The 25,583-nt window shown below is 51.6% G+C and carries 26 protein-coding genes; 8 read left to right on the top strand and 18 right to left on the bottom strand.

Annotated elements, in window-relative coordinates; all coding sequences use genetic code 11:
* The first annotated feature begins 125 nt into the window (after positions 1 to 125).
* Positions 126 to 530: a c-type cytochrome gene (locus DXV75_RS16555; protein WP_115594539.1), complete on the top strand. Its 405-nt coding sequence runs from the start codon at positions 126 to 128 to the stop codon at positions 528 to 530.
* 109 nt (positions 531 to 639) lie between these two features.
* Positions 640 to 3,240, top strand: coding sequence for a bifunctional diguanylate cyclase/phosphodiesterase (locus DXV75_RS16550; RefSeq protein WP_115594538.1), 2,601 nt, complete (start codon positions 640 to 642; stop codon positions 3,238 to 3,240).
* A gap of 19 nt (positions 3,241 to 3,259) precedes the next feature.
* Here DXV75_RS16550 and rep read toward each other — a convergent pair whose 3' ends face one another.
* Entirely contained in the window at positions 3,260 to 5,275 is a 2,016-nt protein-coding gene (gene rep, locus DXV75_RS16545; protein WP_115594537.1) for a DNA helicase Rep, read from the bottom strand.
* Between the two features lie 113 nt (positions 5,276 to 5,388).
* Between rep and ubiK the strand changes: the two genes are divergently transcribed.
* Positions 5,389 to 5,652, top strand: a complete 264-nt coding sequence (ubiK, locus tag DXV75_RS16540) for a ubiquinone biosynthesis accessory factor UbiK (RefSeq protein ID WP_115594536.1) — start codon at positions 5,389 to 5,391, stop codon at positions 5,650 to 5,652.
* Positions 5,653 to 5,659: 7 nt separating this feature from the next.
* Here ubiK and ubiA read toward each other — a convergent pair whose 3' ends face one another.
* Complete coding sequence (gene ubiA / locus DXV75_RS16535; RefSeq protein WP_115594548.1) at positions 5,660 to 6,529, bottom strand: 4-hydroxybenzoate octaprenyltransferase; 870 nt, start codon at positions 6,527 to 6,529, stop codon at positions 5,660 to 5,662.
* Positions 6,530 to 6,533: 4 nt separating this feature from the next.
* On the bottom strand, positions 6,534 to 7,067 hold the full coding sequence (locus tag DXV75_RS16530; RefSeq protein ID WP_245953278.1) for a chorismate--pyruvate lyase family protein: 534 nt from the start codon (positions 7,065 to 7,067) through the stop codon (positions 6,534 to 6,536).
* A gap of 200 nt (positions 7,068 to 7,267) precedes the next feature.
* On the opposite strand from DXV75_RS16530, the gene DXV75_RS16525 reads away from it, so the two are divergent.
* Positions 7,268 to 7,684 carry a flagellar basal body-associated protein FliL gene (locus DXV75_RS16525; RefSeq protein WP_425451721.1) on the top strand — a complete coding sequence of 139 codons (417 nt, stop codon included), beginning with the start codon at positions 7,268 to 7,270 and terminating at the stop codon, positions 7,682 to 7,684.
* On the opposite strand, the gene glpG is transcribed toward DXV75_RS16525, so the two are convergent.
* From glpG to DXV75_RS16485, 8 genes are all read right to left on the bottom strand, one after another.
* On the bottom strand, positions 7,681 to 8,577 hold the full coding sequence (gene glpG, locus DXV75_RS16520; protein WP_115594534.1) for a rhomboid family intramembrane serine protease GlpG: 897 nt from the start codon (positions 8,575 to 8,577) through the stop codon (positions 7,681 to 7,683). The genes DXV75_RS16525 and glpG overlap by 4 nt on opposite strands.
* On the bottom strand, positions 8,578 to 8,889 hold the full coding sequence (gene glpE, locus DXV75_RS16515; protein WP_115594533.1) for a thiosulfate sulfurtransferase GlpE: 312 nt from the start codon (positions 8,887 to 8,889) through the stop codon (positions 8,578 to 8,580). It abuts the gene before it with no gap.
* Positions 8,889 to 9,917, bottom strand: coding sequence for an L-threonine 3-dehydrogenase (tdh, locus tag DXV75_RS16510; RefSeq protein ID WP_115594532.1), 1,029 nt, complete (start codon positions 9,915 to 9,917; stop codon positions 8,889 to 8,891). Before tdh ends, glpE begins: the two co-directional genes overlap by 1 nt.
* Positions 9,914 to 11,110 (bottom strand): glycine C-acetyltransferase, encoded by a 1,197-nt coding sequence (gene kbl, locus DXV75_RS16505; RefSeq protein ID WP_115594531.1) that lies wholly within the window; start codon positions 11,108 to 11,110, stop codon positions 9,914 to 9,916. The genes tdh and kbl overlap by 4 nt, the downstream gene beginning before the upstream one ends.
* 198 nt (positions 11,111 to 11,308) lie before the next feature.
* Positions 11,309 to 13,765, bottom strand: a complete 2,457-nt coding sequence (locus DXV75_RS16500; protein WP_245953277.1) for a putative bifunctional diguanylate cyclase/phosphodiesterase — start codon at positions 13,763 to 13,765, stop codon at positions 11,309 to 11,311.
* Between the two features lie 15 nt (positions 13,766 to 13,780).
* Entirely contained in the window at positions 13,781 to 14,956 is a 1,176-nt protein-coding gene (locus tag DXV75_RS16495) for a hypothetical protein (protein WP_115594529.1), read from the bottom strand.
* On the bottom strand, positions 14,953 to 15,429 hold the full coding sequence (locus DXV75_RS16490) for a type 2 periplasmic-binding domain-containing protein (protein WP_115594528.1): 477 nt from the start codon (positions 15,427 to 15,429) through the stop codon (positions 14,953 to 14,955). The genes DXV75_RS16495 and DXV75_RS16490 overlap by 4 nt, the downstream gene beginning before the upstream one ends.
* A gap of 93 nt (positions 15,430 to 15,522) precedes the next feature.
* The gene (locus DXV75_RS16485; RefSeq protein ID WP_115594527.1) at positions 15,523 to 16,542 is read right to left on the bottom strand and encodes a glycosyltransferase family 9 protein; all 1,020 of its coding nucleotides are present in this window, start codon (positions 16,540 to 16,542) and stop codon (positions 15,523 to 15,525) included.
* 92 nt (positions 16,543 to 16,634) lie between these two features.
* On the opposite strand from DXV75_RS16485, the gene DXV75_RS16480 reads away from it, so the two are divergent.
* Both DXV75_RS16480 and coaD read left to right on the top strand, forming a co-directional pair.
* The gene (locus DXV75_RS16480; protein ID WP_115594526.1) at positions 16,635 to 17,354 is read left to right on the top strand and encodes a 3-deoxy-D-manno-octulosonic acid kinase; all 720 of its coding nucleotides are present in this window, start codon (positions 16,635 to 16,637) and stop codon (positions 17,352 to 17,354) included.
* 335 nt (positions 17,355 to 17,689) lie between these two features.
* Positions 17,690 to 18,181 (top strand): pantetheine-phosphate adenylyltransferase, encoded by a 492-nt coding sequence (gene coaD / locus DXV75_RS16475; protein ID WP_115594525.1) that lies wholly within the window; start codon positions 17,690 to 17,692, stop codon positions 18,179 to 18,181.
* Here the strand turns inward: coaD and mutM are convergent.
* From mutM to rpmB, 4 genes are all read right to left on the bottom strand, one after another.
* The gene (mutM, locus tag DXV75_RS16470; protein ID WP_115594524.1) at positions 18,178 to 18,987 is read right to left on the bottom strand and encodes a bifunctional DNA-formamidopyrimidine glycosylase/DNA-(apurinic or apyrimidinic site) lyase; all 810 of its coding nucleotides are present in this window, start codon (positions 18,985 to 18,987) and stop codon (positions 18,178 to 18,180) included. The two genes, coaD and mutM, sit on opposite strands and share 4 nt — an antisense overlap.
* 24 nt (positions 18,988 to 19,011) lie before the next feature.
* Complete coding sequence (locus DXV75_RS16465; RefSeq protein ID WP_245953276.1) at positions 19,012 to 19,479, bottom strand: hypothetical protein; 468 nt, start codon at positions 19,477 to 19,479, stop codon at positions 19,012 to 19,014.
* A 114-nt stretch (positions 19,480 to 19,593) separates the two neighbouring features.
* On the bottom strand, positions 19,594 to 19,749 hold the full coding sequence (gene rpmG / locus DXV75_RS16460; RefSeq protein ID WP_013786148.1) for a 50S ribosomal protein L33: 156 nt from the start codon (positions 19,747 to 19,749) through the stop codon (positions 19,594 to 19,596).
* A gap of 12 nt (positions 19,750 to 19,761) precedes the next feature.
* Complete coding sequence (gene rpmB / locus DXV75_RS16455; protein WP_115594523.1) at positions 19,762 to 19,998, bottom strand: 50S ribosomal protein L28; 237 nt, start codon at positions 19,996 to 19,998, stop codon at positions 19,762 to 19,764.
* Positions 19,999 to 20,374: 376 nt separating this feature from the next.
* Between rpmB and DXV75_RS16450 the strand changes: the two genes are divergently transcribed.
* Complete coding sequence (locus DXV75_RS16450; protein ID WP_115594522.1) at positions 20,375 to 21,460, top strand: CDP-glycerol glycerophosphotransferase family protein; 1,086 nt, start codon at positions 20,375 to 20,377, stop codon at positions 21,458 to 21,460.
* Position 21,461: 1 nt separating this feature from the next.
* Entirely contained in the window at positions 21,462 to 21,857 is a 396-nt protein-coding gene (locus DXV75_RS16445; protein ID WP_115594521.1) for an FAD synthase family protein, read from the top strand.
* 87 nt (positions 21,858 to 21,944) lie between these two features.
* Here DXV75_RS16445 and DXV75_RS16440 read toward each other — a convergent pair whose 3' ends face one another.
* Genes DXV75_RS16440 through DXV75_RS16430 form a run of 3 tightly spaced genes read right to left on the bottom strand, consistent with a single transcriptional unit; the run spans position 21,945 to position 25,455 of the window.
* Complete coding sequence (locus tag DXV75_RS16440; RefSeq protein ID WP_115594520.1) at positions 21,945 to 24,044, bottom strand: YjbH domain-containing protein; 2,100 nt, start codon at positions 24,042 to 24,044, stop codon at positions 21,945 to 21,947.
* Positions 24,044 to 24,784 (bottom strand): capsule biosynthesis GfcC family protein, encoded by a 741-nt coding sequence (locus DXV75_RS16435; protein ID WP_115594519.1) that lies wholly within the window; start codon positions 24,782 to 24,784, stop codon positions 24,044 to 24,046. Before DXV75_RS16435 ends, DXV75_RS16440 begins: the two co-directional genes overlap by 1 nt.
* Positions 24,784 to 25,455, bottom strand: coding sequence for a YjbF family lipoprotein (locus DXV75_RS16430; RefSeq protein ID WP_245953273.1), 672 nt, complete (start codon positions 25,453 to 25,455; stop codon positions 24,784 to 24,786). The genes DXV75_RS16435 and DXV75_RS16430 overlap by 1 nt, the downstream gene beginning before the upstream one ends.
* Positions 25,456 to 25,583 lie beyond the last annotated feature (128 nt).

Genomic DNA, 25,583 nt, shown 5'->3' with positions numbered 1-25,583 from the left:
AAATGCCGGATTGACCGCAGCATTTTTGCGGGTATTTAAGCGCAAACTGTTGTTCGGGCTTGATTAACCGTTATAATCTGGCCATTGAATATACCCGCAACTAATTAAATTGCCTGGAGACAGATGTGAAATTGAGATCTTGGTTAAGTGTTATGGCTGTCGCGCTGACGGTATTTACCGTTCAAGCACAGGAAATGACTGAAGAAGCCATCAAAGAACGTATCAAGCCTGTTGGCTCGGTTAATATTGCCGGTGCTGAGGCCCAGGCGGCATCAGGTAATGGCGGAGCCCGTTCTGGTGAAGTTGTGTACAACGCAGCATGTGTTGCCTGTCATGGTGCGGGTGTACTGGGTGCGCCGAAATTACACGCTGCTGCCGACTGGCAACCAAGACTGGACGCTCGCAGCCTGGACGGGCTGTGGCAAAATGCCCTGAATGGTTTCAACGCCATGCCTCCCCGTGGTACCTGTGGCAATTGTAGCGATGACGAGATAAAAGCCGCCATTGAGTACATGATCGAAGGTATTTAAGCGAATTTAGCGCTACTTTTTACTTGCAGCAAAAAGTAGCGTTTCTACGACAAATCGGGTAGGTTAGGTTACTTAGTAGTAACGGTACGTTTGCAAGCTAGCCACCAGGATGTCGTCAGAGTCGATGCAGTACGAGTTGTCAGAAGAAGAGTTACGGGAATTAATTCCTCAGCTTCAACAACTTACAGACAAATACAAACGAGCAGAGCGCGTTCAGAAAGCGCTTTTCGACATTTCAGAACTGGCCAGTTCCGTCAGTAACCTCGCACGGCTGTATTCCGCAATTCACGAAATTATTGGCGACTTTATGAACGCCGATAATTTTTTTGTTGCATTCTACGAACGTGATACCAACTTCATAGATTTCGCCTACTTTATTGATGAGTTTGACGAAAAAACCTTAAAACAGGTTCCCGCTGAGCAACTTATGGACGGGATCACCGGTTACATTCTTCGTAGCGGCAAGCATCTGGTATTCACCAAATCCAATGTGGATGAGTTTTGTGAACAAACCGGCGTAAAAATGATTGGCTCAACACCCGAGCACCTTTTGGGCGTACCGCTCAAGCGGGGAACCCAGGTTATTGGCGCCATGGTGGTACAAACCTACGCCCGTGATGTGGTTTACACCGAAGAAGACCTTGAAGTACTGCTGTTCGTGTCGCAGCACATTGTTACCACGGCAGACCGGGTAAAAAGCCGCGAACTGACCGAACGAACCATTCGTGAACGTACCCGCCAATTGCGCAAGATCAACGACGACTTGCAGGAAGAAATTCTCGAACGCCAAAAAGTAGAGTCTCTGCAGCAGGCTCTGTTTGAAATCTCTGAACTGGCGGCCAACGTTGAAGGCGATATGAACGCATTCTACGCCAGCCTGCACGAGATTCTGGCCAGGCTGATAAGCGCCCCCAACTGTTTTATTGCCACCCTGGATGAAAGCCGCGAATACCTGGAATTCCCTTACTTTAACGATACTCAGAGCGCAAAAGCCGAACGCAGACCCCTTGGGCGGGGCCTAACAGAGTTTGTACTGCGTACAGGTCAGGCGGAACTGATCAACCCGCCAAGGGTATTAGAACTGGCCGAATCCGGTGAACTGGATGTGAGCGTGGCCCAGAACATGCTGCAAAGCGCCAACTCCTGGCTGGGTTCACCCTTGGTGGTTGATGGCGAGATTTCAGGTGTTATTGCAGTGCAAACCTACGGTCAGCACGCCAAATACAATAGCAGAGACCTGGAACTGTTGCGCTTTGTTTCACACCACATTGCGGTTGCCATGGAGCGCAAACGCAGTACCGAAGCGATTCACCGTTACAACCTGCAACTTGAAGAACGCGTTAACGAACGCACAATGGAGTTGGACAAGGCCAACCAGGTATTAAAGCAACAAATTGAAGAGCGTAAGGAAATTGAACTTAAGCTGCTTCACGATGCTCACCATGATGCACTGACCGACCTGCCCAACCGGGCGATGTTCACCAGCCGCCTGGAACTGGCCATTGCTAGTAAACAGCGCCACCCGGAAAACCTGTTCGCGGTGCTCTTTATCGACCTCGACCGCTTTAAAGTGATCAACGATACTTTGGGCCACCATGCCGGGGATGAGTTTTTGATTGAAGTCTCCCGGCGCTTGTCGCTGTGCATTCGCGGTCACGATTTGCTGGCGCGTTTGGGCGGCGACGAATTCGTGGTGCTGCTGGACAACTTTGAAGAAACCGGTGACGTGGAAGAGGTTGCCTCACGTATCATTGATGCCATATCAGAGCCTTTCAAACTGGAAGGCAAAGAGATGTATTCCGGAGCCAGTATCGGTATTGCCCATCTGGAAAACTACTATCGCAGTGCTGATGAAATACTGCGCGATGCCGATGCAGCAATGTATCAGGCCAAAACCCACGGCCGCGGGCGCTATGTGATGTTCGACAAAAGCATGCGCGAGCGTCTGCTTGAAGAGTTGGAACTGGAAAACGAGTTTCGCCGGGCATTGCGGGAAGAAGAATTTGAATGCTTCCTGCAACCCGTTGTCGACTTGCGCAATGAAGAGGCGCTGTATCAGGAAATGTACGTGCGCTGGGAACACCCTTCACTGGGCAAAGTCACACGCGGGCAATTCCGGCAGGTTGCCGACCAGAGTGGCCTGACACTGGAGCTGGACATGTTTCAGCTCAAAAAAGCCTGCGAACTTTTGCTCGCGTCGCAGGATGACCCGGATGCCCCACAGCGTCTGGCGGTAAACGTGTCGATTAACCACCTGTTGCAGCCTTCACTGGTGAACAAGATTATCCGTGTCATCGAGCGCTCTGGGGTATCCGCTCAGTCGCTGGTGTTTGAATTTGACGAGAACGACCTCAATCGCCGTTCCCACTACATTTTGCCGGCTATCAAAAAGCTGAAACGGGCTGGCTTAACCCTGGTGCTGGATAACTTTGGTAGTGGCCTCGCATCACTGAGCTATTTATTCGCCTACCCGTTTGATTACATTAAAATTGATCACAGGTTTGTGCGCTCTCTGCCGCGTTCCCAACGTAACCAGAAACTTATCCAGTCGGTGATGCTGATTTCCGACCATCTGAAATTTAAAGTCATTGCCGAAGGGGTAGATTCAAAGGCCCAACTGAAGGCCCTGAATGAAATTGAGTGCATTTACGCGCAAGGAAAAATTCTGCATGAGGCACGCCCTGTGTCAGTGCGGGCGTTCGCCGAGTAATAGAGTAACTTCCTGAATACTACTTTTTGCCCAGCATTTCCCTAAGATTGGCGATGCTGGCCTGGCCCTTCTGCTGGCGGACTTCAGCGCTGTCTTTGACTTTTTTATTTTCCCAAACCACGTCATCCGTAGGCAATTCGTAAAGAAAACGGCTCGGCTCAGGCTGAATTACCTCACCAAACTGGCGACGCTCTTTGGCCAGTGAGAAAATCAGCTCCCGTTGTGCGCGGGTGATCCCTACATAGGCAAGACGACGTTCTTCCTCAACGTTGTCCTCGTCAATGCTGCTTTGATGCGGCAGCAAGCCTTCTTCCATTCCCACCAGAAACACAATCGGGAATTCCAGCCCTTTTGACGCGTGTAGCGTCATCAGTTGCACCTGGTCAGCGTCACCGTCTTCCTCCCCCCGCTCCATCATATCTCTGAGGATCAGGCGGTTAACCACTTCCTGCAATGTCATTGGGGCGTCCAGCTCATTGCCTTCGAGCATGTCTTTTACCCAGCCAAACAGAGTACTGACGTTGGCCATGGCCATCTCGGCCGCTTTTGGGCTGGGGCTGTGCTCATACAGCCATTCCTCGTACCTCATAGACTTGATCATGCCCCGTAAGGCTTCGGTGGAATCGCCACGCTGGGCACTGTCGGACGTTTCCACTGCCCAGCGCGCAAACCCGGAAACGGCCTGATACGCATTGCCGCTCAACACACTGGAAAGGCCATTGTGGGTAGCCGCTTCAAACATTGACACACCAAGCACATTGGCGAAGTTACCCAACTTTTCCAGCGTTGCACGGCCAATGCCGCGGTTGGGTGTATTGATGATCCGCAGCAACGCATTGTCGTCGTCCTGATTTACCATCAGCCGCAGGTACGCCATGATGTCTTTCACTTCTGCGCGGCCAAAAAACGACATTCCGCCACTGATTTTGTAGGGAATACGGTTGCTCATCAGCAGCTTTTCGAACAGACGGCTTTGGTGATTGCCGCGATAGAGAATGGCATAGTCCTTAAACTGGGTGCGGTTCATAAACTTGTGCGCCAGCAGTTCTGCCACCACCCGCTCGGCTTCGTGTTCTTCATTTTTGGCAACCACAACTTTCAGCGGCTCACCGTAGGCCAGTTCTGAAAACAGGGTTTTATCAAACAAGTGGGGATTGTTCTGGATCAGGATATTCGCACAATGCAAAATTCGCCCCGACGATCGGTAGTTTTGTTGTAGCTTGATCACGTTCAGGCGCGGAAAATCCTGCTGCAGCAGGTGTAGATTTTGCGGCTTGGCCCCACGCCAGGAATAGATTGACTGATCGTCGTCACCCACCACGGTAAACCGCGCACGCTCACCCACCAGCAGCTTTACCAGCTCATACTGGCTGGTATTGGTATCCTGATATTCGTCCACCAGCAGGTAACGGATTTTGCGCTGCCATTTAGCGCGCACATCCTCATTCGTTTTCAGCAACAGCGTTGGCAACAATATCAGATCATCAAAATCCAGTGCATTGTATGCTTTAAGATGGTTCTGATACTGGCGGTAGGCTTCGGCAAATTCCTTCTCTCCCGTGCTGGAAGCCTGACGCAAAAGGGCATCGGGCAAAAGCAGGTCGTTTTTCCAGTTGGAGATGCAACTTTGCAGCAGGCTGAGCTGATCTTTGTCACCGTCGAGGGTGTCAGTGGTGAGATCGTTCAGCAACGCCAGCGAGTCTTTATCGTCGAACAACGAGAAACCCGGTTTCAGGCCCAGTTCCTTTACATGGGCCTTAATGATATTGAGGCCCAGCGTGTGGAATGTAGAGACCTTCAGACCGCGGGCTTCGGGCTTACCCAGTGTCTGGGCAACCCGCTCTTTCATTTCACGGGCAGCTTTGTTGGTGAATGTAACCGCCGCAATGTAACGCGCTGGCACGTCGCATTCGCGCACCAGATAAGCGATTTTGTTGGTGATCACCCGAGTTTTTCCGCTGCCGGCCCCCGCCAATACCAGACATGGCCCGGAAACAAAGGTCACCGCAGATTGTTGTGCGTCGTTCAGTCTCATTAAAATTCAGGAAAGTTAGATGCCGCTCTGTTCAGCAGTTTTCATTGCAAGTCCACCGCCAGGCTATAGAATAGATAGTTCTACTGACGATGGCGCATTATAAAGGAAAACCAATGCTTGATCCGAAAAAACTCGAAGAGCTGGCCAAACAGATAGCTGACGCAGTCCCCCCCGGTGTGCGCAATATGGCAGAAGGCGCGGAATCCAAAGTAAAGCAAATACTGCAGGCGCAATTATCCCGCCTGGATGTGGTTACCCGTGAAGAGTTTGATATTCAAAGCCAGGTTCTGATTCGCACACGTGAAAAACTCGAAGCCCTTGAAAGCCGGATGGCTGAGCTCGAAGCGCAACTGGAAACAGGCAAACCAAAATCCTAACCGGCCATTAAACCAGGGTATCGAGCAGTAGTCCCAGCGTCATCACCAGCCCAATATAATGGTTTTCAAGAAACGCCTGAAAGCATTGATTTCGGCTCCGGTTGCGCGCACGAAACTGCTGATGAACGAATAACCCGGCGCAGATCCCCAAAGCCAGGTAAACCGGCCACCCTGCTCCGATTATCCGGGCAACGGCAAGCAACAAAACCAGGGTGGTGAGTTGCAGCAGGCCGATGATGAGTAAGTCCTGGCGCCCGAACAAAATGGCACTGGACTTTATGCCCACTTTTAAGTCGTCATCCCTGTCTACCATGGCGTAAAGGCTGTCATACGCCACCGTCCAGGCAAGATTCGCAAAAAAAACCAGCCAGCCCCACATTGGAACATAACCAAGAACCGCCGCAAATGCCATGGGTATGGCCCAACCAAACGCAGCCCCTAATACGACCTGGGGCAAATAGGTATAGCGTTTCATAAACGGGTAACTCGCAGCCAGTAACAGCGCAGGCACTGAGAGGGCGATAGTTTGCCAGTTCAGGGTCAGTACCAGCATAAAGGCCAGCAGTACGAGCAATGCAAACAACTGCAGGGCTTCAGCTTCGGTTACCTGCCCTGTGACCAGAGGCCTGTTGCGGGTGCGCTCAACCGCACCGTCCACCTTACGATCAGCGTAATCGTTGATGATGCACCCGGCAGAACGCATCAGCACAACACCAGCAACAAACACTGCTGTAATATGTGCGCCCGGTAATCCACCGGCCGCCAGAATCAGCGCCCACAGGGTTGGCCACAGCAACAGGTAGATACCGACGGGTTTATCAAGCCGCATCAACCGGGCGTAGCCCTGCAGGTTGTTTAAAGACAGGCGAATTTCCAACACATCACTCCTGATTGTAAACTGGCGCAGCAGGCAGAAACACTTCGGCAACAATCATGCTCAGATTATCGAAATAAAATCGCGAACGCCGGCCCCACAGTGTTTCGGGTTGCTGGGTGTTCAGCCACTGTTGTGCAGGAATGCGACACACTTCAAAGCCACCGCGGCGAAATCGCGGGTCGTTAAACAGCCGTTGACCAAGCGGCTGACAGCCCAACCCGCCAAGTTCACTTTGAATTAATGCCTCCGGGATCACCGAGCGGGCAAATACCCAGGGCGCACCGTCACCCATTAATACCACCTCCCGCACCTGATATTCGCCAGGCACTGACGAATTGAGCCAGTTCGCTTCACTGGTGTGCAGTGGCTGCTTCTTCTGACCAATCAACTTCAATTCAAAATGACGGCAAAGCGACTGCAATCGCTCAGTAAGCGAGCCAGTATCCAGTAACCAGTTCTTCAGATAGGGGCAATCAATTTTCACACTGCCAGGTGCCTGCCAATCGGCATCCAACCCCACCGGAAACTCTTCAGGCACAACCAATCGCTACTCCACGGTTAAATTCAAAACTCGACGCGTATCTTACCATTCGCCTGCGGAAAGCAAAGACCTGCCTCAATTGGGAAACCTTACCCCTGAATTCGCATACCAATGTCATAAACGCTGTAGTGACTAATTTTTTACCTTTGCTAAACTAGCGCTAGTTGTAAGTTGCCAGGATTGTTGCTTTGTCTTACCTGACCAGTATTGTTCGCCCCCGTGCACTCGCGTTCCTGAGTTTATTTGCCAGCGCGCTCGTTTCACCATTACAGGCCCAGAGCGGAGCTGATTACGCCTACCTTGGCCTGGAGCCGGACATTGTCACCAATTTCATTGGCCCATCCAGTCGTAACCTGGGGTATGTACGGGTAACCATTGAGCTGATGATCCATGATGTGGAATACCTCGAAATTGCCGAGCACCATATGCCGTTACTGCGAGCAACGGCAATCGAGGTGTTTGGACGTCAGCCCGAAGACAAGGTCAAATCGTTAACTGGCCGGGAAGACATTCGCCGTGCCATGCTGGAAAGTTTTCAGGTGCTGATGATTCAGGAAACCGGCACTGAGGTTATCAAAGACGTCATATTCACCAAGTACCTGTATCAGGGCTAACCCGCTTTATGGCTGCGATCGGCGCCGAGACTCAACATCAGCGCCAGCAAGCAGCCGGCAATCAGGCCCACCGTATGCGCCGTGTTGGCCATGCTGACCCATAGAATATCGGCATAGCCCAGCACCAGCCAAATCAACATAAAACCCACAATGGCTTTGGGCAATTGCAAACCCCAGGCGGGTTTTAACCAGCCCAGCCACCACACAAAACCCAGCAACGCGTAAACCACCCCAGAGAGCCCACCGAAGTTTGGCCCCGACACCAGCGCCTGGGCCAGGTTGGAGGCCACTGCTGAAACCAAAAAAACCACCAGCAGCATCATTACACCCAGCTTGCGTTCAATTTGCCCGCCCAGCATGCTCCACCACAGCAGATTGAACACAAAGTGCAAGGCACTGAAATGCAAAAATGCAGGCCCAATTAAGCGCCACCACTGCTGGGTTTCGAGCAATACCGCGAAAGGCTGCATCATAAGCGCATTGGCGAGTGGGCCGAACCAGCCCAGTATCGAAAACACGAAAATCAATGTGCATATCAACAGGATGGCCGCGGTAAACGGCACACTGAAACACCATTTTAGTAAGCCGGAAAAGCGAAAGCCGGACGGCGTTTTGATTGCCACGCTCTCACCGCTTTGCCAGGCGGCCTGCTGGTATTTGGGGTTGTTGGGAAAGCGGATAAAATCGCTACAGATTAGGCGAGCGCGCTCTATATCCGACTCTCTTTCAAGCTCAATTACGAACTCTTGAGAAGACTCAGTCGAAGACCCAGACGAAGACTCAGTCGAAGGCTCAGACGAACGCAAACTGGCACTGATACCCTGGCTATTGAGGTAATGCGCCAGCAAATGCGCATGAGGCTCGTAGCGCAGGGCAATCAGCGGGATAGGCACCTAGTCGCTCACCACCGGCTGGGCAAGACGCCAGGCTTCAAAACCACCATCCATACTATAGACTTGCTCGAAACCCTGCTGAGCGATGACCTGAGCAGCCTGTTGACTGCTGACACCGTGATAGCACACCACCACCACCGGCTGTGTGCGTGGAGTACGTTCAAGAAACGCAGCAAAATTGTCGTTATTGAGGTTTGTTGCGTCAGGCATATGGGCACTGGCGTAGGACTGTGGATCACGAATGTCCACCACCACCAGTTCGTCCTGTCTTTTCGCTACGTCGCTCACACTGATATGAGTAAATTCTGCCATTATGCCTGCCAATCCAAAATTACTTTACCTGACTCACCAGAGCCCATGGTGTCGAAGCCCTGCTGGAAATCATCGATGCTGAAACGGTGTGTGATGATAGGGCTCAAGTCCAGTCCGCTTTGAATGAGGCTGGCCATTTTGTACCAGGTTTCAAACATTTCACGGCCGTAAATGCCTTTGATGGTCAGCCCCTTGAAGATAACCTGGTTCCAGTCAATCGCCACGTTCGAAGGTGGAATACCCAACATCGCCACTTTACCGCCATTGTTGATGTTATTCAGCATATCACGAAACGCTGCCGGCACACCGGACATTTCCAGACCTACGTCAAAGCCTTCGGTCATGCCCAATTCATTCATCACTTCCTTCAGTGAGGTTTTACTGACATCCACCGCCCGGGTCGCGCCCATTCTTTCCGCCAGTGCCAGGCGATACGGGTTGATATCAGTGATCACCACATGACGGGCGCCCACGTGTTTGGCCACTGCTGCGGCCATAATGCCGATTGGCCCGGCACCGGTAATCAGCACGTCTTCACCCACCAAATCAAACGACAGCGCAGTGTGTACGGCGTTTCCGAACGGGTCGAATATGGACGCCAGATCATCACTGATGTTATCCGGAATTTTAAAAGCATTGAACGCCGGGATCACCAGATATTCAGCAAACGCACCAGGGCGGTTTACGCCCACGCCGGTAGTATTGCGACACAGATGGCGCCGGCCTGCCCGGCAGTTGCGGCAATGTCCGCAGGTAATGTGGCCTTCTCCTGAAACCCGATCGCCAATCTCAAAGCCGCGCACTTCCTGGCCCATGCCCACCACTTCGCCCACGTATTCATGGCCGACCACCATGGGTACAGGAATGGTTTGCTGCGACCACTCGTCCCAGTTGTAGATGTGCATGTCGGTACCGCAGATGGCGGTTTTGCGGATCTTTATCAGCAGGTCGTTATGGCCAACTTCCGGTTCCGGGCTGTCGTGCATCCAGATGCCGGGCTTGGCGTGCAGTTTGGCGAGGGATTTCATGCAATCACCCCCAACTCGCGGCCGACCTCAATAAAGGCATCCACCGCTTTATTTACATGCTCCAGTGTATGCCCAGCGGACATCTGAGTGCGAATGCGAGCCTGCCCTTTAGGCACAACCGGATAGGAGAAACCAATCACATAGATGCCCTTGGCAAGCAACCTGTCGGCCATGTCACTGGCCAGTTTCGCGTCGCCCAGCATCACGGGAATGATGGGGTGATCTTTGCCCGCCAGAGTAAAACCTGCGGCTTCCATACGCTGGCGAAAATGCGCAGCATTTCGCCATAACTGGTCACGCAGTTTGTGGCCGTCTTTCATCATGTCAAACACTTTCAGCGACGCCGAGACAATGGGTGGCGCAACCGAGTTAGAGAACAAATACGGACGGGAGCGCTGGCGCAACCATTCTACAATCTCTTTTTTTCCACTGGTGTAACCGCCTGACGCGCCGCCAAGCGCTTTGCCCAGCGTGCCTGTGATGATGTCTACCCGGCCCATAACACCGCAATATTCGTGGCTGCCACGGCCGTTCTCACCCAGGAACCCGGTAGCGTGACAGTCGTCCACCATTACCAGGGCGTCGTACTTGTCAGCGAGATCGCACACTGCCGCCAGGTTGGCGATTACGCCGTCCATTGAGAACACGCCGTCGGTAGCAATAACTTTAAATCGCGCCCCGTCTTCATTCGCCTGCTTTAACTGCGCTTCTAGGGCTGCCATGTCGTTGTTGGCGTAACGGTATCGTTTTGCTTTGCACAAACGCACACCGTCGATAATGCTGGCATGATTCAGCGCATCGGAAATGATGGCATCTTCCGGGCCCAGCAGAGTCTCGAACAAACCGCCGTTGGCATCAAAACAGGATGGATAAAGGATGGTATCTTCCGTGCCCAGAAAATCGGCTATCTTGTGCTCCAGCGCTTTGTGAATATCCTGGGTTCCGCAGATAAAGCGCACGGAGGCCATTCCAAAGCCATGGCTTTCCAGCCCCTCTTTGGCCGCATTCAGTAATTCAGGATGATTCGCCAGCCCAAGATAATTGTTGGCGCAAAAGTTAATGACCGGCTCCCCTTCGCCAACCTGGATGTCGGCCTGCTGCTGGGAGGTAATTACCCGCTCCTGCTTGTACAGCCCTTCTTGCTTCACTTCATCAATCTGTTGGCGCAAATGAGCAATGAATGCTTCAGACATGGTGTTCTCCGTTCGCCTAAAAAGGCGCGTATTTTAAAGAAACCCCGTCACCGGGTACACCGTTCAACTGCCAATTCAGTGGCCTGCACCCACCCGGGCTGTAAATTATTAACAACAGTCCAGGGAGGGTACGAATAATTCTATCGTCACTCAGTGAGGCCTGAAGTGCGCAGGTGCAAAGCAGATTTCGCACCCTCTCTAGCTTTCTTCCGGTTTGAATATTGGCAGTGGTTTACACCAGACCTGATCTTTCACACATTCGTTCAGACAGTCCCATATATCTGCCTCCGGAACCGGCATGCTGATCAGGTACCCCTGCCCCTGATGGCAATCAAAATGGCACAACAATTCGTATTGCGCGGCGTTTTCAATGCCCTCCGCAATCGCCATCAGGCCCATGTTACGAATCATGGTCAGGGTGGAATAGACAATGCTGCGGTCATCTGGATTTTCAAGCATGCCAGCGACAAACGACTGATCAATTTTGATAAAATCGGCGGGCAACGCTTTCAGATAACTGAGCGAGGAATAGCCGGTACCGAAATCGTCTATCGCCAGCAAACAGCCCATCTCCCGGATGGTTTTCATAATGGCTTTGGCGCGTTTCATGTCTGCCACCAGCACATTCTCGGTCAATTCCAGCTCTATTTGACTCGGCTGAATACCGTTTAATTCAATTTGCTTGGCCAGAAACTCCGGCAACGACGGGTCCATGAATTGAGCCGATGACAGGTTGATCGCCATTTTCAAATACGGATGGCCATTTGCGGAAAGCTCGCGCAGCAAACGGGTGGCGTGGGTGATCACCCAATAATCCAGTTCCAGCATGAATGACGTGTTTTCCAGCAGGGGAATGAACTCTCCCGGAGAAATATGGCCTTTGACAGGATGATGCCAGCGTATAAGCGCTTCGAACCCCATCAGCCGGCGGGTTCTGAGTTCAAGTTGTGGCTGCAGCGCCAGGCTGAACTGGTTTTCGCGTAAGGCAACGCGGGCTTCACTTTCCAGTTCAACTTTACGCATTACTTTAAGATTCATGGTGGCATCAAAAATTCGGAATGCTGCGCCCTGCTGAGCCTTTGCTTCATACATGGCAATATCGGCGTGCCGCAACAGCTCCACCGCTGACGCTTCCGCGTGCTGGGTGAGCGCAATGCCAATACTTACCGATATGTAAAACTGCATATCGCCAATCTGAATGGGGGAAGCAAATTCCTGCAGCAGCTTTCTGGCCACCACTTCCACCTGCTCCCGTTCACTGACATCCGACAACAGCACCACAAATTCGTCGCCGCCAAAGCGGGCGGCAATGTCGGTTTCACGAATGGGGCCGGCGATGCGTTTCGCCGCAGCCTTAAGCAACTTATCACCCACGTCATGACCGTAGCTGTCGTTAACTTTTTTGAAGTCGTCCAGATCAAGGAACATGAGCGCAACCATGCTCGGCGTTCGGGATGAACCTGCCACCTGCTTTTCAATCTGAAACGTCAGCATATTGCGATTGGGCAGCCCGGTTAGCGAATCAAACATCGCCATTTTCTCAAGCTGAGCCGTATTGAGGGCAATCTGGCTGTCAAATTCTTCGAGCTGTTTGGCCACACTGTTGGCAGCCTCGTCCAGCACATCCAGTTCGTCAGTAAACCAGCTGCGCTGCCACTTTTGAATTTGTTGGTTTTGAATCAGGAAATCCTGATATCGGTGCATTGCAAGCAATGGTAAGTGCTCACTTAGCGCCAATAGCTTGCGGCGGTACTGATTCAAAAACAGGTACATGAGTACCGAGAACAGTGCGAACAGTCCGATTGCGCTGCCGACAACCTGCCGCCGGTAGGCCCGGTTTGCGGCCACAGACTCAGTAATGTCCTGGGCATAGAGAATAAACTGACCGTTACTGTAGGCATCTTCCAGCGGCAGCAGGCTCACCAACAACTGGCGTTCGTTCAATTCCAGCGTGACGCCCTTCTGAATGAGGGTATCCAGGCTATCAAGCTTCGGCAGGTGATTGAGCAAAGTAGTGAAAAATACCTGGTATTCCGGACGTAAGCGGCTGATTACCTGCAGTGTTGGGGTGCCACTGCGCATATCGGGAATGCGCCGGACAATGGCAAGATTAACTGCTCCTGTGAGCTGCTTGCTCTGGGCCAGTACTTCCTGCATGTTGCTGGAAAGCACCATAACGGATGTTTGTTGATCTGCCCCCATGACAGGTACCGATACATACCGGCGGCACACCAGTTCACAATACACCCTGGACAACGGGCGCAGTTCCTCCTGCGAACGTTTCACCTGCCGAAGTGCAAATGCCGGCAATTCACTTCGTTCACCATAAAGCACCTGCCCGGAAGGGCTGAACAGCCACAAATCATCAACCTGCAGGTTGATATTCAGATATTCCCAGGCATCATGCAGCCTGTCTGTAGCCCCTTCCATATCATTGGTATCAACGAACTGCGAAAAACTTTCCACCCACAGTACCAGTGGGTAGATAAGCAGTTCATCAAGTAACTCGTAACGGCGTTGGTTCTGGATTTGCGAATTTAAATGTTGCCGCTCAAGGTTTTCGGTCGACTGGGAAATCAGTAACGATGCAATGGCGATAGTCACCGACAGCATCATTACCAGCAGGATCAGCATCACCTTGGTGGTGAAAGACATTTTTACCTGCATGGGCTAGAACCAGAACATCAGTTGCAGGGCCCACATCCTCCAGTTTTCCCGCGTCGTCACCTGTGCCTCAGGGTTGAGTATCCCTTTGGTACGGTTGGCACCATTTACCCAATGATGTTCAGCCTGCAATCGCCAGTTTGGCGCAATGTCCCAGCGCAACCCCAGGGTAGTGGTATCCATGTAGCCAAAATAGGCCGGAATCAGGCCACCGGACCCCGCTTCCAGCAATTCACCATCCGGATCGTCCTTGTTGAACACGTAGGTATCGAAGCTTGCCAAAGCGCTGAATTCCGAATTGAACAGGTAGCGCCCCTGAATATAGCCGCCCTCTCCAATTCGCCTGAACTGGTACTCGGGGTGATAGGCACCACGGTCGTGCTGATATTCCTTGACCAGCTCACTACTCAGCTCCACAGAGGAACCAAAATACATAGCGGAAAACATGACTCTCTGAATGCTGGTGCTGCCATCCAGCAGGATATCGTCCTCTGACGCACGGTAAACAAAGTCTGAATCCAGAAAGCTGACACCGACACGCCAGTTAAGCGAAGGCGTTTGCCAATAACCGCTTAACTGATGCACAAAATCCTGTTCCACTTCGCCCTTGGCCAAAGGACCAATCAAAAGACGTGTGGTTTCGGTATCAATGGGGGAACGTCCGTAGCTCCAATTGAATTCCCAGTTTCCATGGTTGGTATTGCGGGTTACCTGAATCAGTGCACCATCGCTGCCAAGCGCGATGTCGCGAAAGGCGTCGTAATAAACAGATTGGGGCAACACAGCGGTTGCCCGGGTTTGCGGTACATCGCGGGTGGCGGAATAGAGCCAGTGCCGGTTTTTATAACGGCCAACATGCAAGTGAGCCTGCCACTGATTGTATTCCGGTAGCCGCCAGTCCAGAAACAGGTAATCCAGACGCCCCCCCTGATCATAGCGATTGCCGCCATCCAGATAGACGACCTGCCCGACCAGCGCCAAATCGGAGTTGAACTGGTAGCGGCCAACCAGCCCCAGCTCGGTCAATTCCGCAGTAACCGAGTTGGCATCGGTTATGAAGTCACTGTCGATGGACTGGGTCAGCCCTTGGGAGAGATACCCATGCCAGCTCACCGACTCCGCGTGTACGTTATTGCCAAAACCAATCATGGTTGCCAGGCTGGTTACCATTAACCACTTCATGAATTGTTCACCCTAATGGTTTGCACGTCGCCAGACTCTCCCGCTATTGCGTATCCTATCGCCCCCGGAGTCGATTTTACTGCCTGGATCAGTTCGGCGTGCGTTGACACCTTGACCGGAGGACTGCCCTGGCCGGAGAACGTCACCTGATTCCACAATCGTTCGAGTTGGTAGGGAAACATCTGCAACTTTTGTTGACAAAAGTTTTTATGAATTGAGGTTCGGGGATCCATCACAAACACCGTGATTTTGCTGCCATCAGGCCAGTACTGTTTGTTGGCGGTAAAAATCTGCCTGACTTCACTGCGCGACAACTGCAATGTAGTTACAGAATGATTCGCAATGATTGCCAAAGGCTCACCATCTGCATGACTGGCATTGACAAAAAACAGGCATGCCAAAGCAAACAGACAATGTCTTGTTACTTTGAGGACCGGGTACTGCTGTGCCCTGCAGGCGGCTGCCGTGGTCAAAGAGTACTCTCCCTGGTTGGCACGAAAGGATCTATCCCATCTAAATGCTTAGTGTAGAAAACAGAACGAAATATTGCTTGGTTTAACGAGTGTTTAGCGGTTGTCATTACCAGTAAGCAGTTCATCCACCTGTTGCATTACTTGCTCGGTTGAAATTTGCTCCATCAACGTCTTGCCTTTGGCTCGCACTCCCCAGGGTAACGACTGCCATGGCTTGCCGAATTGTGCTTCGATGCACTCATCGTACACCGAAACCACCCGTTTCAAATCCCGGTAAGGACCTGTGCGACGTGGGTTGGAGTGGGCATACAAACCGATAACCGGTGTGCCTACTGTTGTAGCCATGTGAGCGGGCCCGGTATCCGGTGCAATCACCAAATCGGCTTTAGCAATCAGCCCCAATAATTGATGCAGCGTAGTTTTGCCCACAAAATTTTCGGCTATGGCTGGATTATGAGACAGAATAGCTTTCGCTGTCTCTCGGTCCAGTGGCCCCGGGCCGCCGCAGAGTACAACCTTTTTCCCTTTATCTGCCAGATGGTTAGCTATACTTGCGTATCGTTCCGGCAACCAATTCCGCTCTTGCTTACTGGCAGCAGGGCTGATAACAACAAACTCACCCAACTGTTTTGCCTTAGCCTCTGCCCAGGACTCCGCTTCAGGCTCCAGCGGAATCGACCAGCGAGGCTCTGCGACAGAAGGCACCCCAAGTGCATCGGCGAAATCCATAAACCCTTCGAGCACATGCGCATGCGCTCGCGGTGCCACACGCTCATTGGCGAACAGCCAGTGCAACTCCTTACTTCGAGCCCAGTCAAAACCAATTCGGCGACGGGCTTTAATGGCCCGCGAAGCCCAGTTAGCCCGCAGGGCAACCTGCATCATCAGTAAAGCATCAAATTCCTCACCCGCAAGTTCCCTGCGCAAATCGTCAACGGCCAGCTTACCCCGCGACTTATCGAAAATAACAAAACGAATACCCGGCATCAGTTTCACCAGCTGATACTCAATTTTGCCGATAACCCAGGTCAGTTCCGTATCCGGCCAATGTTGCTGAATACGATTTACCATAGCCGCCGCATGGCAAACGTCACCAATTGCCGACAGCCGCATCAGACATATTTTTTTCAAAGGATTACTCACAGACGCTTAAAAACCTTCTTTATTTCATTACAATGTAGAATTTACCACAAGTAGCGGTTTGCATGGCGACCAAACTCCGGAATCCGGCTAAAGGCCACTTCATCGTTTTTGACGATCAACTGGTTGAAAATCCTCAACCTGAGCTGTTTTCAGCAGAGTTCTGGAAACGCCGTAAGGCGATCACAGGTCAGGCCAAAGGCCGTGGGACAACACTGTTTATCCGGCACTCTAATTCTGTTTGGGTATTACGTCACTTCTGCCGCGGCGGATTGATTGGCAAGCTACTCAGTGATCAATATCTGTTTCTGGGCACAAGGCGTACCCGGGCATTTCAGGAATTTCAGTTGCTTCAGCACATGAATTCCCTTGGTTTACCGGTGCCCAGGCCCATCGCCGCTCACATTTTCAGAAGCGGGCTGATTTACCGCGCAGACCTCATCACGGCCCTGATTCCGAACAGCGCAGATCTGCATCATATACTGTGCCAAAAGGCACTGACTGAACAACAGTGGTATCAGGTCGGCGTTACGGTGGCCCGCCTGCATAAAGCGCAGGTGTATCATCACGACCTGAATATACGCAATATCATGCTGGACGCGCATCAACAGGTTTGGATCATTGATTTTGACCGTTGTTACGTCAGAGCCGGAGTGCGCTGGAAACAGCAAACCCTGGACCGTCTGAACCGCTCGCTGCACAAGGAGCAACAGAGGAACCCACAGTTTTACTGGCAGGAGAAAGACTGGCAGACCCTTCTGAACGGATATCAGGCCACCGTTTGAACACTCAGCCTGTTGATCTTTGCTGTTCGAAATTCGTTCTCTCTGAGTGATTTCAGGGCAAGGCAAGAGTCATGAAGCTTAATCAGCTAAGTAAATGGCGAACAACACAGCACTGGAATCACTCAAAGTGAACCCGAAGGGCAGCGTTTGTCGCGCTTTTCTGCTGCGTTAGAGACTATTCATGCAGATGACTTCACAGTCTCTGCCTTGCATAAATGCATGACAATTAGCTGCAAAATTGAACTCCAAAGATCAACAGGCCCTAGCTTCATTGCATATTAGGTGAATTCTGGGTACTTTTAGGCCCTCAGCCAACAAGCGAACAAACCGTAATTATGCACACCCGAGCCGTGTACCCTGGCACCTTTGATCCTATTACCAATGGCCATGCTGATTTGATTGAGCGGGCCTCGCAGATGTTTTCCCATGTCATTGTAGGCATTGCCGCCAACCCCAGCAAACAGCCTCTGTTTTCACTCGAAGAGCGGGTAAACATGATTCGTACCATAACTGAGTCACTGGACAACGTTGAGGTAATCGGTTTTACCGGATTGCTGGCCGACTTTGCCGATGCGCAAAACGCAACAGTGCTCATACGTGGCCTCAGGGCTGTCTCCGATTTTGAATACGAGTTTCAATTGGCAAACATGAACCGCCGGTTGAACCCTAAGCTCGAAAGTGTATTTCTTACCCCCGCTGAAGAAAATTCCTTCATTTCATCAACCCTGGTCAAAGAGGTAGCGCTGCACAGAGGAAAGGTAGGAAGCTTTTGCCATCCGGTTGTAGAGCAGGCCCTCTACGAACGCCTGCACGGCAAAAAGGGTTAACGCTGGCACCGGGGGCAGAAAAACGTATTGCGCTGGCCGATGATTTCACTGTGAATTTCTCCCCCACACCGTTCACACGCTTGCCCGGTGCGGCCATAAACCCGCAAATGCTGCTGAAAGTAGCCGGGTTTGCCATCACTTTGGGCGAAATCCTTTAATGTGGTTCCGCCTTGCTCAATGGCAAAACCAAGTACGTTTTTGATTGCTTCAGACAGTGCCAGGTATCGCGACTGGCTCACTCTTCCCGCCGCACGCCGTGGGTCGATACCCGCCATAAACAATGCTTCGTTGGCATAGATGTTACCCACGCCAACGACAACCGCATTGTCCATAATGAAATTTTTCACTGCAGATTTTTTGTTACGCGAGAGAACGTACAATCGCTGGCCGTCAAAGTCGGCCGTTAAAGGCTCTGGCCCCAAACCGGCCAACTGAACCAGTTGCTGCCCACTGGGCTGCCACAGGCATGCGCCAAAGCGCCTTGGGTCGTTGAATCTGAGGCTTTTCCCGTTACCGAGCACAAAATCCAGATGATCATGCTTCACCACTGGGGTGCTTGCATCAACCACGCGTAATTTACCGGACATACCAAGATGCAGAACTATTTCACCGTCGCCCACATCAATCAGCAGATATTTCGCCCGACGCCGCACAGCCTTTACCAACACATCCTCTAAGTGGTACACCTCATCCGGCACCGGCCATCTCAGGCGGCCATCACGCACAATAACGTTTACAATACGCTGGCCGTCCAACCAGGGCGAAATACCCAAACGGCTGACTTCAACTTCAGGTAATTCAGGCATTACTGCTCACTCCGTGATGACTTTTCATGCCGGATTCCACGGCAACAGTTCGTGCATTGTTACTCCGGTGAGGAGAAACCACTGACCGTGAATTTTCACCCAGGTATCGGCCTGGCCCGGATAAAACCCTACCACCAGCCCTTCAGACTGCCCGGCCAGCCAAACCACCACTACGTAAGGCGAACTGGCCGCGACCTGCTGATCTACACTCTCAACCGGCTTCAGGCGTGCGCTCTGCCACGCATTTATCTGGTTTTCCGGTGAGACCGCTGCGTCGATTCGCTCCGCTACCTGCCGCCATTGTTGCCCAGCCCGCTCAAGGCGCTGGCTGCCCTGCTCAATCTTCAGAACATAGCTTTCCTGCGGCAACAACGGGCGTTCACCCTCCGCTTTGCCAGCCGGCAGGAACGAATCCAGATTAAATAGCAGCATCATGAACAACATGGAAAATATCACCACGTTGTTCATGGTTTGTTTGGTTAGCCTGAGCATACTGCCAATGTCCTTTACCCTTTCAGCCGACGTTCACCGGCATCGGACCCATTTTGCATACACGCAAAAAACCCGGCGAAGGCCGGGTTTTCGTGGAGACAAAAGCAAGTGTAATTACTTGATTTTGGCCTCTTTGAACATAACGTGCTTACGCACAACGGGATCAAACTTTTTGATCTCCATTTTGCCAGGCATGTTACGCTTGTTCTTGTCGGTAGTGTAAAAGAAACCCGTACCTGCAGAAGAAACTAATTTGATTTTATCACGCATTTTCAGGCTTCCTTAGATTTTTTCGCCACGAGCACGGATGTCAGTCAAAACTGAATCGATGCCTTTCTTGTCGATGATACGCATGCCTTTAGCAGACAGACGCAGCTTAACAAAACGGTTTTCGCTCTCAACCCAAAAGCGGTGAGTTTGAAGGTTCGGCAAAAAGCGACGACGAGTCGCGTTTCTCGCGTGCGAACGGTTATTACCAACCGCAGGACGCTTACCTGTAACTTGACATACTCTTGACATTGTATTTGTCTCCAGAACAACGATAACTGTCGCGCCAATCGAACCCACCCACTTCATTCAGTCACTGGGTCAGTTGACGTTTACTTTAAATAAGAGGGCGCATTTTATACAGCAATTCAGGCCAGGTTTCAATATCAAAGTAAAAAAGAACCCGGTTTGGGGTGATTTTTTGACCTTGTGCGCCATAAGAAGGCCTTTTCACCCTTTCAAAACGCCCCCACATCACCCCCTACAGACAACCAGACTCGAGCCCTTCAGCATTTGCTGGTACACTAGAAGGATTGATTTTTTGCCTTTTCGCAGTGCTTATTTGTTACGCCAGCCGTTGCCTGCTGTGTCTGACATCGCTGTAACCTGAAGCTTCGGAGACCCGTACATGTCAGCCAAGATCCTGTTTGACACGCAGCATCTGTATTACCTTCCACAATACCTGCCTGTGGCAGAAGCGCTATCACGCCAGGGCGCCAAGTGCCAGTTTGTGCTGTACCCTGAAGCCGAACTCGATGCGGTTAAGGAACAAGCCCTGACAGCGGAAGGGTTCTCGTTTGTATACCTTGAAGGTAAGACCCATGCATTGGAGTTCTATGCACGCTGTAACGCTGACTGGGTAATATTTGGCAATGTACCTGCCTTTGACGCCAGCGACAAGCACCGTATTGCCGCCCGGCTTGCCCTGATGCAACACGGTATCGGCCCTAAATCCTGCTACTACGACGTCTCTGAGTTCCCCTTTGATGTGCGCTTTGTGGAAGGTCAGGAGCGGCTGAAACGTTTGTCAGAGCGATTTTCGGACCGTTCGTTTGTGGATACCGGATACGCCAAGCTTGACCCTATATTTCGTGGCGACGCCCCCCTGTTACCTTTATCCTCTTTGGGGCTGAGTGAACAAAAGCAGACCATTCTTTACGCCCCGACGTTTTTCCCGTCCAGCATTGAACATTTTCCGCTTCACTGGCCGGAACAGTTGCAGGACTATAACCTCATTGTAAAGCCACACTTTTTCAGCCTGACCAAAAGCAAGTATGCGGCGCAACGGGAACGTTTTTCAGCCTGGCAGCAATACGGCAATGTGTATCTGGCGGGTATAGAGGATTATAACCTGGTGCCCTTTATGCAAATTTCCGACATCATGTTATCGGATGCGTCTTCGGCCATTTTTGAATTTGCCGCCATGGACAAACCCGTTGTCTGGTGTGATTTTTACCGCACTCGCTGGAGTTATTCGGGTTTACTGAAGTTTCGCCTGAAGCAACGCCTCGACCCGGACATAGAACTGTTCCACACGCTTACCCGCAGGGCCGCCTCGGCCAAACAGGTTAAGCCTGCAATCATTAAATGCCTTTCCAACCCGCATGACAAACAGGCCGAAAGGGCAGATTTAACCAAATCCATGGTAGGTACCACCGACGGCCTGTGCTCCAGCCGTATTGCCCGCTACCTTGCTGACCACGTGAGAAGTTAACATGCGTAAAGTCATTACATTCGGCACCTTTGATGTGCTGCACATCGGCCACGTTCGGATCCTGCAACGGGCGCGGACCCACGGTGATCACCTGATTGTAGGGTTGTCTTCCGATGAACTGAACTTCAGCAAAAAGGGGCGTAACCCCATATACCCCTACTCAAGCCGGCTGGAACTGGTTTCCTCATTACGCTTTGTAGACGAGGTGTTCAAAGAAGAATCATTGGCCAAAAAGCGCGAGTATATTCTGGCTCACAAGGCGGATGTACTGGTCATGGGCAATGACTGGGAAGGTAAATTTGACGAATTCAAAGACGTTTGCGAGGTGATCTACCTGCCACGAACACCTTCAGTTTCAACCACCGAGATAATTGAGATCATAAAAGAACGTCCCTAACGCGGCTGTCGTCCCGCAAAGTGGTGCGGGCATTGCTGCCCGCTTTCATAACTGAGCAATGTTCGATTCGATTACAGCACAGAACGATCAATCGTAGAACGGAGCCCGAACTTCTGTCATATCCATCAGACGAATCGGCCGGTTTAACATCTGACCGCCGTCTCTGGAAATTGGTACCCAGGGGAAACGCCCGCGCCCTTTAGCCGGTTTTACCACGAACAGATCAAACGGGATGGACAAGTAAAACCCTTTGGTAAAACTGCCTTCGCCGTATTCATCCGCAGAGACATTGGTAAACGCTGCATAGGCACCTACAACGATGCCGCTGTCGAAACGCTTGGCAAAATCGATATTCACCCCTTTGTCTTTAGCCAGAAATTGCCCGGCGCTGACAGAGATTTGTGTGCCCTTTAGCGCTGACCACTGAGGCTTCCAATACACGCTGGCATGCCCGGTGAACGTTTTATAGTCAAAAAAGCCCAGCACATTTTCGTACGAGCGCTGTTGCACAAAGTTAAGATCCACGCCGAATGCCAGATTGCTGTCTACTGGCCGGTACAGCACTTCGCCACCCACACCGCCAAACATGGTTTCCAGATAGCCGCCGTAAGCCTGCAGATACCAATCGTCGTCAATGCGATCAGCCCAATGCACAAAGCCAGTATCGATTCCTACGCTGCGGTCTACGTATTCACGAACATAGGTACGCACCCTTGGCAAAGTTGAATCTTCCTTGTCGACCTTATAGGTAAACTTGTCGAAATTATCCAACACCGTGGCCCGGATGCTACCGGATACCGTCCATTTCCGATCAATCGAGTAGCCGCCACCAAAAATCAGCCCCCCCTGATACAGATAGAAATCTTCGGGACTGCCAAAGGTTTGGGTCCAGAAAATATCGGTTGAGAAAAAGGCTCCGGACTGACGAGCAGGCTCATAACCTTCGACAAGCTGATCATCCGGAGTCACGCGCAGGTAGGTGTCCTCGAGCTTGCTTTCCAGGCCTTCATAACGGGCTGCCGCTTTGAAGGCATCTGCATCGATAACCGTGTTGAGCATTGGGATCTTGCCCGAATTCTCGACCACCTGATAGGTTTTCACCGATTCCGGCAGTTCGGAAGCCAGAATGCGCCCAACTCGTTCAATAGCCTCTTTTGGATTGCGATACGCAATTTGATGCCCATAGAACGTGGCAGACTGCTCATTGATATCGGTATCAGAGAGTATAAAGCTGCCCTGACGGAATAAATCCTGATAAAGCCGGGTGCGGTCCAGAGTATCGATATCAGCCGCGGGCTCACTTTGCATCAGTGAACGGGGCGGCCGATCCACTTTCACCTGGGAAAAGGTGTTCATATTAAACCTGTAGCTGATCCCAAACCCGATGGTGTTTCCACGTTGATAGTTCAGGCTTAGATCAAAGTTGTTCCAGCGATACACTGCCCCCAGGTTCCAGCGAGAATCCTGCTCAAGCTCTCCGGCTCTATCATACTGATAATTATTGCCTTCGTATTCGAGCTTAAGCCGCAGGGGTTCCCATGGTGTTTGGTATTCTATCCCGCCGAACACCGCCATCGGGCCTTTGAAAAACTGGTTGTAATCCACTTTTCCGCCTCGCCCGGAGTAATCCACGGGCCGGCTGCAAAAGCTGTCTTTCAGCTTACAGAACGGATTGGTAATGTCGTCGTGAGTGCCAAGATAACCCCAGCCAAGCCCCAGGTGAAAATCTACCGGGCCCCAGGCCTTACTGGCACTGACATACTCACTTTCGAAAAAGCCCGTGCCGCCGAAATCGCGGAATCCCACCGCCAGTTGCGGCAGATAAAAGCTTTCCTCCAACAGGCGGAATTTCACATCCAGGCCTTTATCCTTTAGGGTCTGGTCGCCACTGAAGCTCTCGACCTGGCTGTAAAGGCGGGTTCGCACATCCGTATAACGCGCCGTGGCCTCCATCCAGTCAAACAGCTGCAAACTGACGGACCAAAACCGGTATTCATTGTTATCGGTATAATTAACGGAAAAATCACCCTCAGGGCCCATGCGGGCAGTGGGCGTCTGAATCAGGCCGGTTCCACCCTGGACCATTTGTGAATGCGATACACTGAGGCTTTCTGAAGAGCCAGCCATTGCAGCAAAAGCTGACAATCCGACACAAATCACTAATGCAATACGGGATACTACAGTCATCAGGGCAACACTCGATGAACAGCCAGTTCAGCAATTTTCTGATTCAACACTTGGGTTGATGGGCTGAACAAACTTGAAGAAATAGGAACGAAAATCTGACTACCCGGGATTAAGGGCTGCCACTCACGATTCCAGTATGCAATTCCAACCTTATTTATTGCGCCAGAGGGCTCAATCACAAACACATAATCGGTTTCCGCATCAAAGCGTGTTTTAACCCCTTCTGTGTAATTGAAAGGTACGCTGGCCGGTTGAAACTCATAAGCTCCGGGTTCGAAAACCTGACCGGACAGATAAATCTGCGCAGGACGCTCAGATAACTTCAACAGGTAATCGCCGTCAGTAACCATGGGGTTGTGTTTTGGGTCCAGCCGTGCCCGATCGTAATGGATGTTAATTTTCACCCGTCGTGCCAAATGCCAGCTCTCAATTTGTTGACGCAGCATTCTAAGGGAAACAGCTTTTTCACTCTGAGGAGCAAGCTCGATAACCAACTGATCGAGTTCTTGCAGTATCTCATTGCGCAACGCTTCCGGTTGTTCAGAGTCGATAACATAAAGCGCACTTGCAGGCCAATACCAGTTTTGCTGCTGGGCCACGGGGGCGAGCAACTGCTCCATTCTGACCGGGCCGGCATACTGGTAAGCCTGCTGATTTAACTGGACCCGAACCCCGGCCAAAACACTGCTGGAAAGCATTGCCAGCGAGGCCATACAAAGCGTCATTGTGACTTTTTTCATCACTCCTCGCCCTCACTGGATGCAATCAGCCGTGCCGCACGGCTGAGATAAACCATATCCAGCCATTCACTGTCAGGAAACAGCTTTTGTGTGCTGCGCAGCAGTTGCTTGGTGTTGCTGTCAATCCAGTATTCATTTTGCCAGCTTAATCCGGACTCCCAAAAAGGCGACGTTCGGGGAAACGTTACATCCTGGACCACATGGATAACGGCCAGTTCGTGCTCAAGTACGTTCAGGGTCTGTTCACCGTCCACGCGCCACTGAGTCTGAACCGGAAGCCCATAACCCAATCCAAGAATATCCACCCGGTAATTCCACTGAGCAAAAAACTGGTTTGTTTTAAATGGGTTGGCTTCAAGTTCACTAACATAAAGCAAATCATGCTCCAGCCCCTGGGTTTCTGTTACCACTCCATGGTGTGCAACCAGCAAGGCATGGTCAGCAGATACCCATTTGTAAAGCTCACTTTCAATGAAGGCCAGCGCCAGAACGACCGTGTCACGCTGGCCACGGGTCACTTGCATTAAATCGGCTTTGCTGGCCTGCACTTCAGCCAGGCTTAAGCTGACATCATTATCCGCCAGGGCCAACTGAATAGTGTCGTAATAGGCTTTATTTGTAGAGGAACAACCGGTGAACCCACCAGCCAGGATAACAATAAGAAATAACACGCTGCGTCGTTGATAAAACGCAAATTGGAGATGCGATAACACGAAGAGATTAACTTTCCAGGCCAAGCAAAAAACAGCATAAAAAAAGCCGCTCACTGCAAGCGGCCTTTTTCGCATGGTTTACCTTA

Origin of the sequence: Alteromonas aestuariivivens (assembly GCF_003367475.1) — a bacterium.
Lineage (GTDB): Bacteria > Pseudomonadota > Gammaproteobacteria > Enterobacterales > Alteromonadaceae > Alteromonas > Alteromonas aestuariivivens.
Note: the sequence above shows the minus strand (reverse complement) of the source record. Positions and strands in the feature narration are given on the sequence as shown.

What these genes read in the sequence shown, in the direction of transcription:
- DXV75_RS16440 (WP_115594520.1), bottom strand. Translation starts at nt 24,044, where the DNA reads ATGACTGTAGTATCCCGTATTGCATTAGTGATTTGTGTCGGATTGTCA.
- DXV75_RS16500 (WP_245953277.1), bottom strand. Translation starts at nt 13,765, where the DNA reads ATGTCTTTCACCACCAAGGTGATGCTGATCCTGCTGGTAATGATGCTG.
- DXV75_RS16465 (WP_245953276.1), bottom strand. Translation starts at nt 19,479, where the DNA reads ATGCTCAGGCTAACCAAACAAACCATGAACAACGTGGTGATATTTTCC.
- DXV75_RS16435 (WP_115594519.1), bottom strand. Translation starts at nt 24,784, where the DNA reads ATGAAAAAAGTCACAATGACGCTTTGTATGGCCTCGCTGGCAATGCTT.
- DXV75_RS16450 (WP_115594522.1), top strand. Translation starts at nt 20,375, where the DNA reads ATGTCAGCCAAGATCCTGTTTGACACGCAGCATCTGTATTACCTTCCA.
- tdh (WP_115594532.1), bottom strand. Translation starts at nt 9,917, where the DNA reads ATGAAATCCCTCGCCAAACTGCACGCCAAGCCCGGCATCTGGATGCAC.
- kbl (WP_115594531.1), bottom strand. Translation starts at nt 11,110, where the DNA reads ATGTCTGAAGCATTCATTGCTCATTTGCGCCAACAGATTGATGAAGTG.
- rep (WP_115594537.1), bottom strand. Translation starts at nt 5,275, where the DNA reads ATGAGACTGAACGACGCACAACAATCTGCGGTGACCTTTGTTTCCGGG.
- DXV75_RS16445 (WP_115594521.1), top strand. Translation starts at nt 21,462, where the DNA reads ATGCGTAAAGTCATTACATTCGGCACCTTTGATGTGCTGCACATCGGC.
- glpE (WP_115594533.1), bottom strand. Translation starts at nt 8,889, where the DNA reads ATGGCAGAATTTACTCATATCAGTGTGAGCGACGTAGCGAAAAGACAG.
- rpmG (WP_013786148.1), bottom strand. Translation starts at nt 19,749, where the DNA reads ATGCGTGATAAAATCAAATTAGTTTCTTCTGCAGGTACGGGTTTCTTT.
- DXV75_RS16550 (WP_115594538.1), top strand. Translation starts at nt 640, where the DNA reads ATGTCGTCAGAGTCGATGCAGTACGAGTTGTCAGAAGAAGAGTTACGG.
- DXV75_RS16480 (WP_115594526.1), top strand. Translation starts at nt 16,635, where the DNA reads ATGGCGACCAAACTCCGGAATCCGGCTAAAGGCCACTTCATCGTTTTT.
- ubiK (WP_115594536.1), top strand. Translation starts at nt 5,389, where the DNA reads ATGCTTGATCCGAAAAAACTCGAAGAGCTGGCCAAACAGATAGCTGAC.
- coaD (WP_115594525.1), top strand. Translation starts at nt 17,690, where the DNA reads ATGCACACCCGAGCCGTGTACCCTGGCACCTTTGATCCTATTACCAAT.
- rpmB (WP_115594523.1), bottom strand. Translation starts at nt 19,998, where the DNA reads ATGTCAAGAGTATGTCAAGTTACAGGTAAGCGTCCTGCGGTTGGTAAT.
- mutM (WP_115594524.1), bottom strand. Translation starts at nt 18,987, where the DNA reads ATGCCTGAATTACCTGAAGTTGAAGTCAGCCGTTTGGGTATTTCGCCC.
- DXV75_RS16485 (WP_115594527.1), bottom strand. Translation starts at nt 16,542, where the DNA reads ATGCGGCTGTCGGCAATTGGTGACGTTTGCCATGCGGCGGCTATGGTA.
- DXV75_RS16495 (WP_115594529.1), bottom strand. Translation starts at nt 14,956, where the DNA reads ATGAAGTGGTTAATGGTAACCAGCCTGGCAACCATGATTGGTTTTGGC.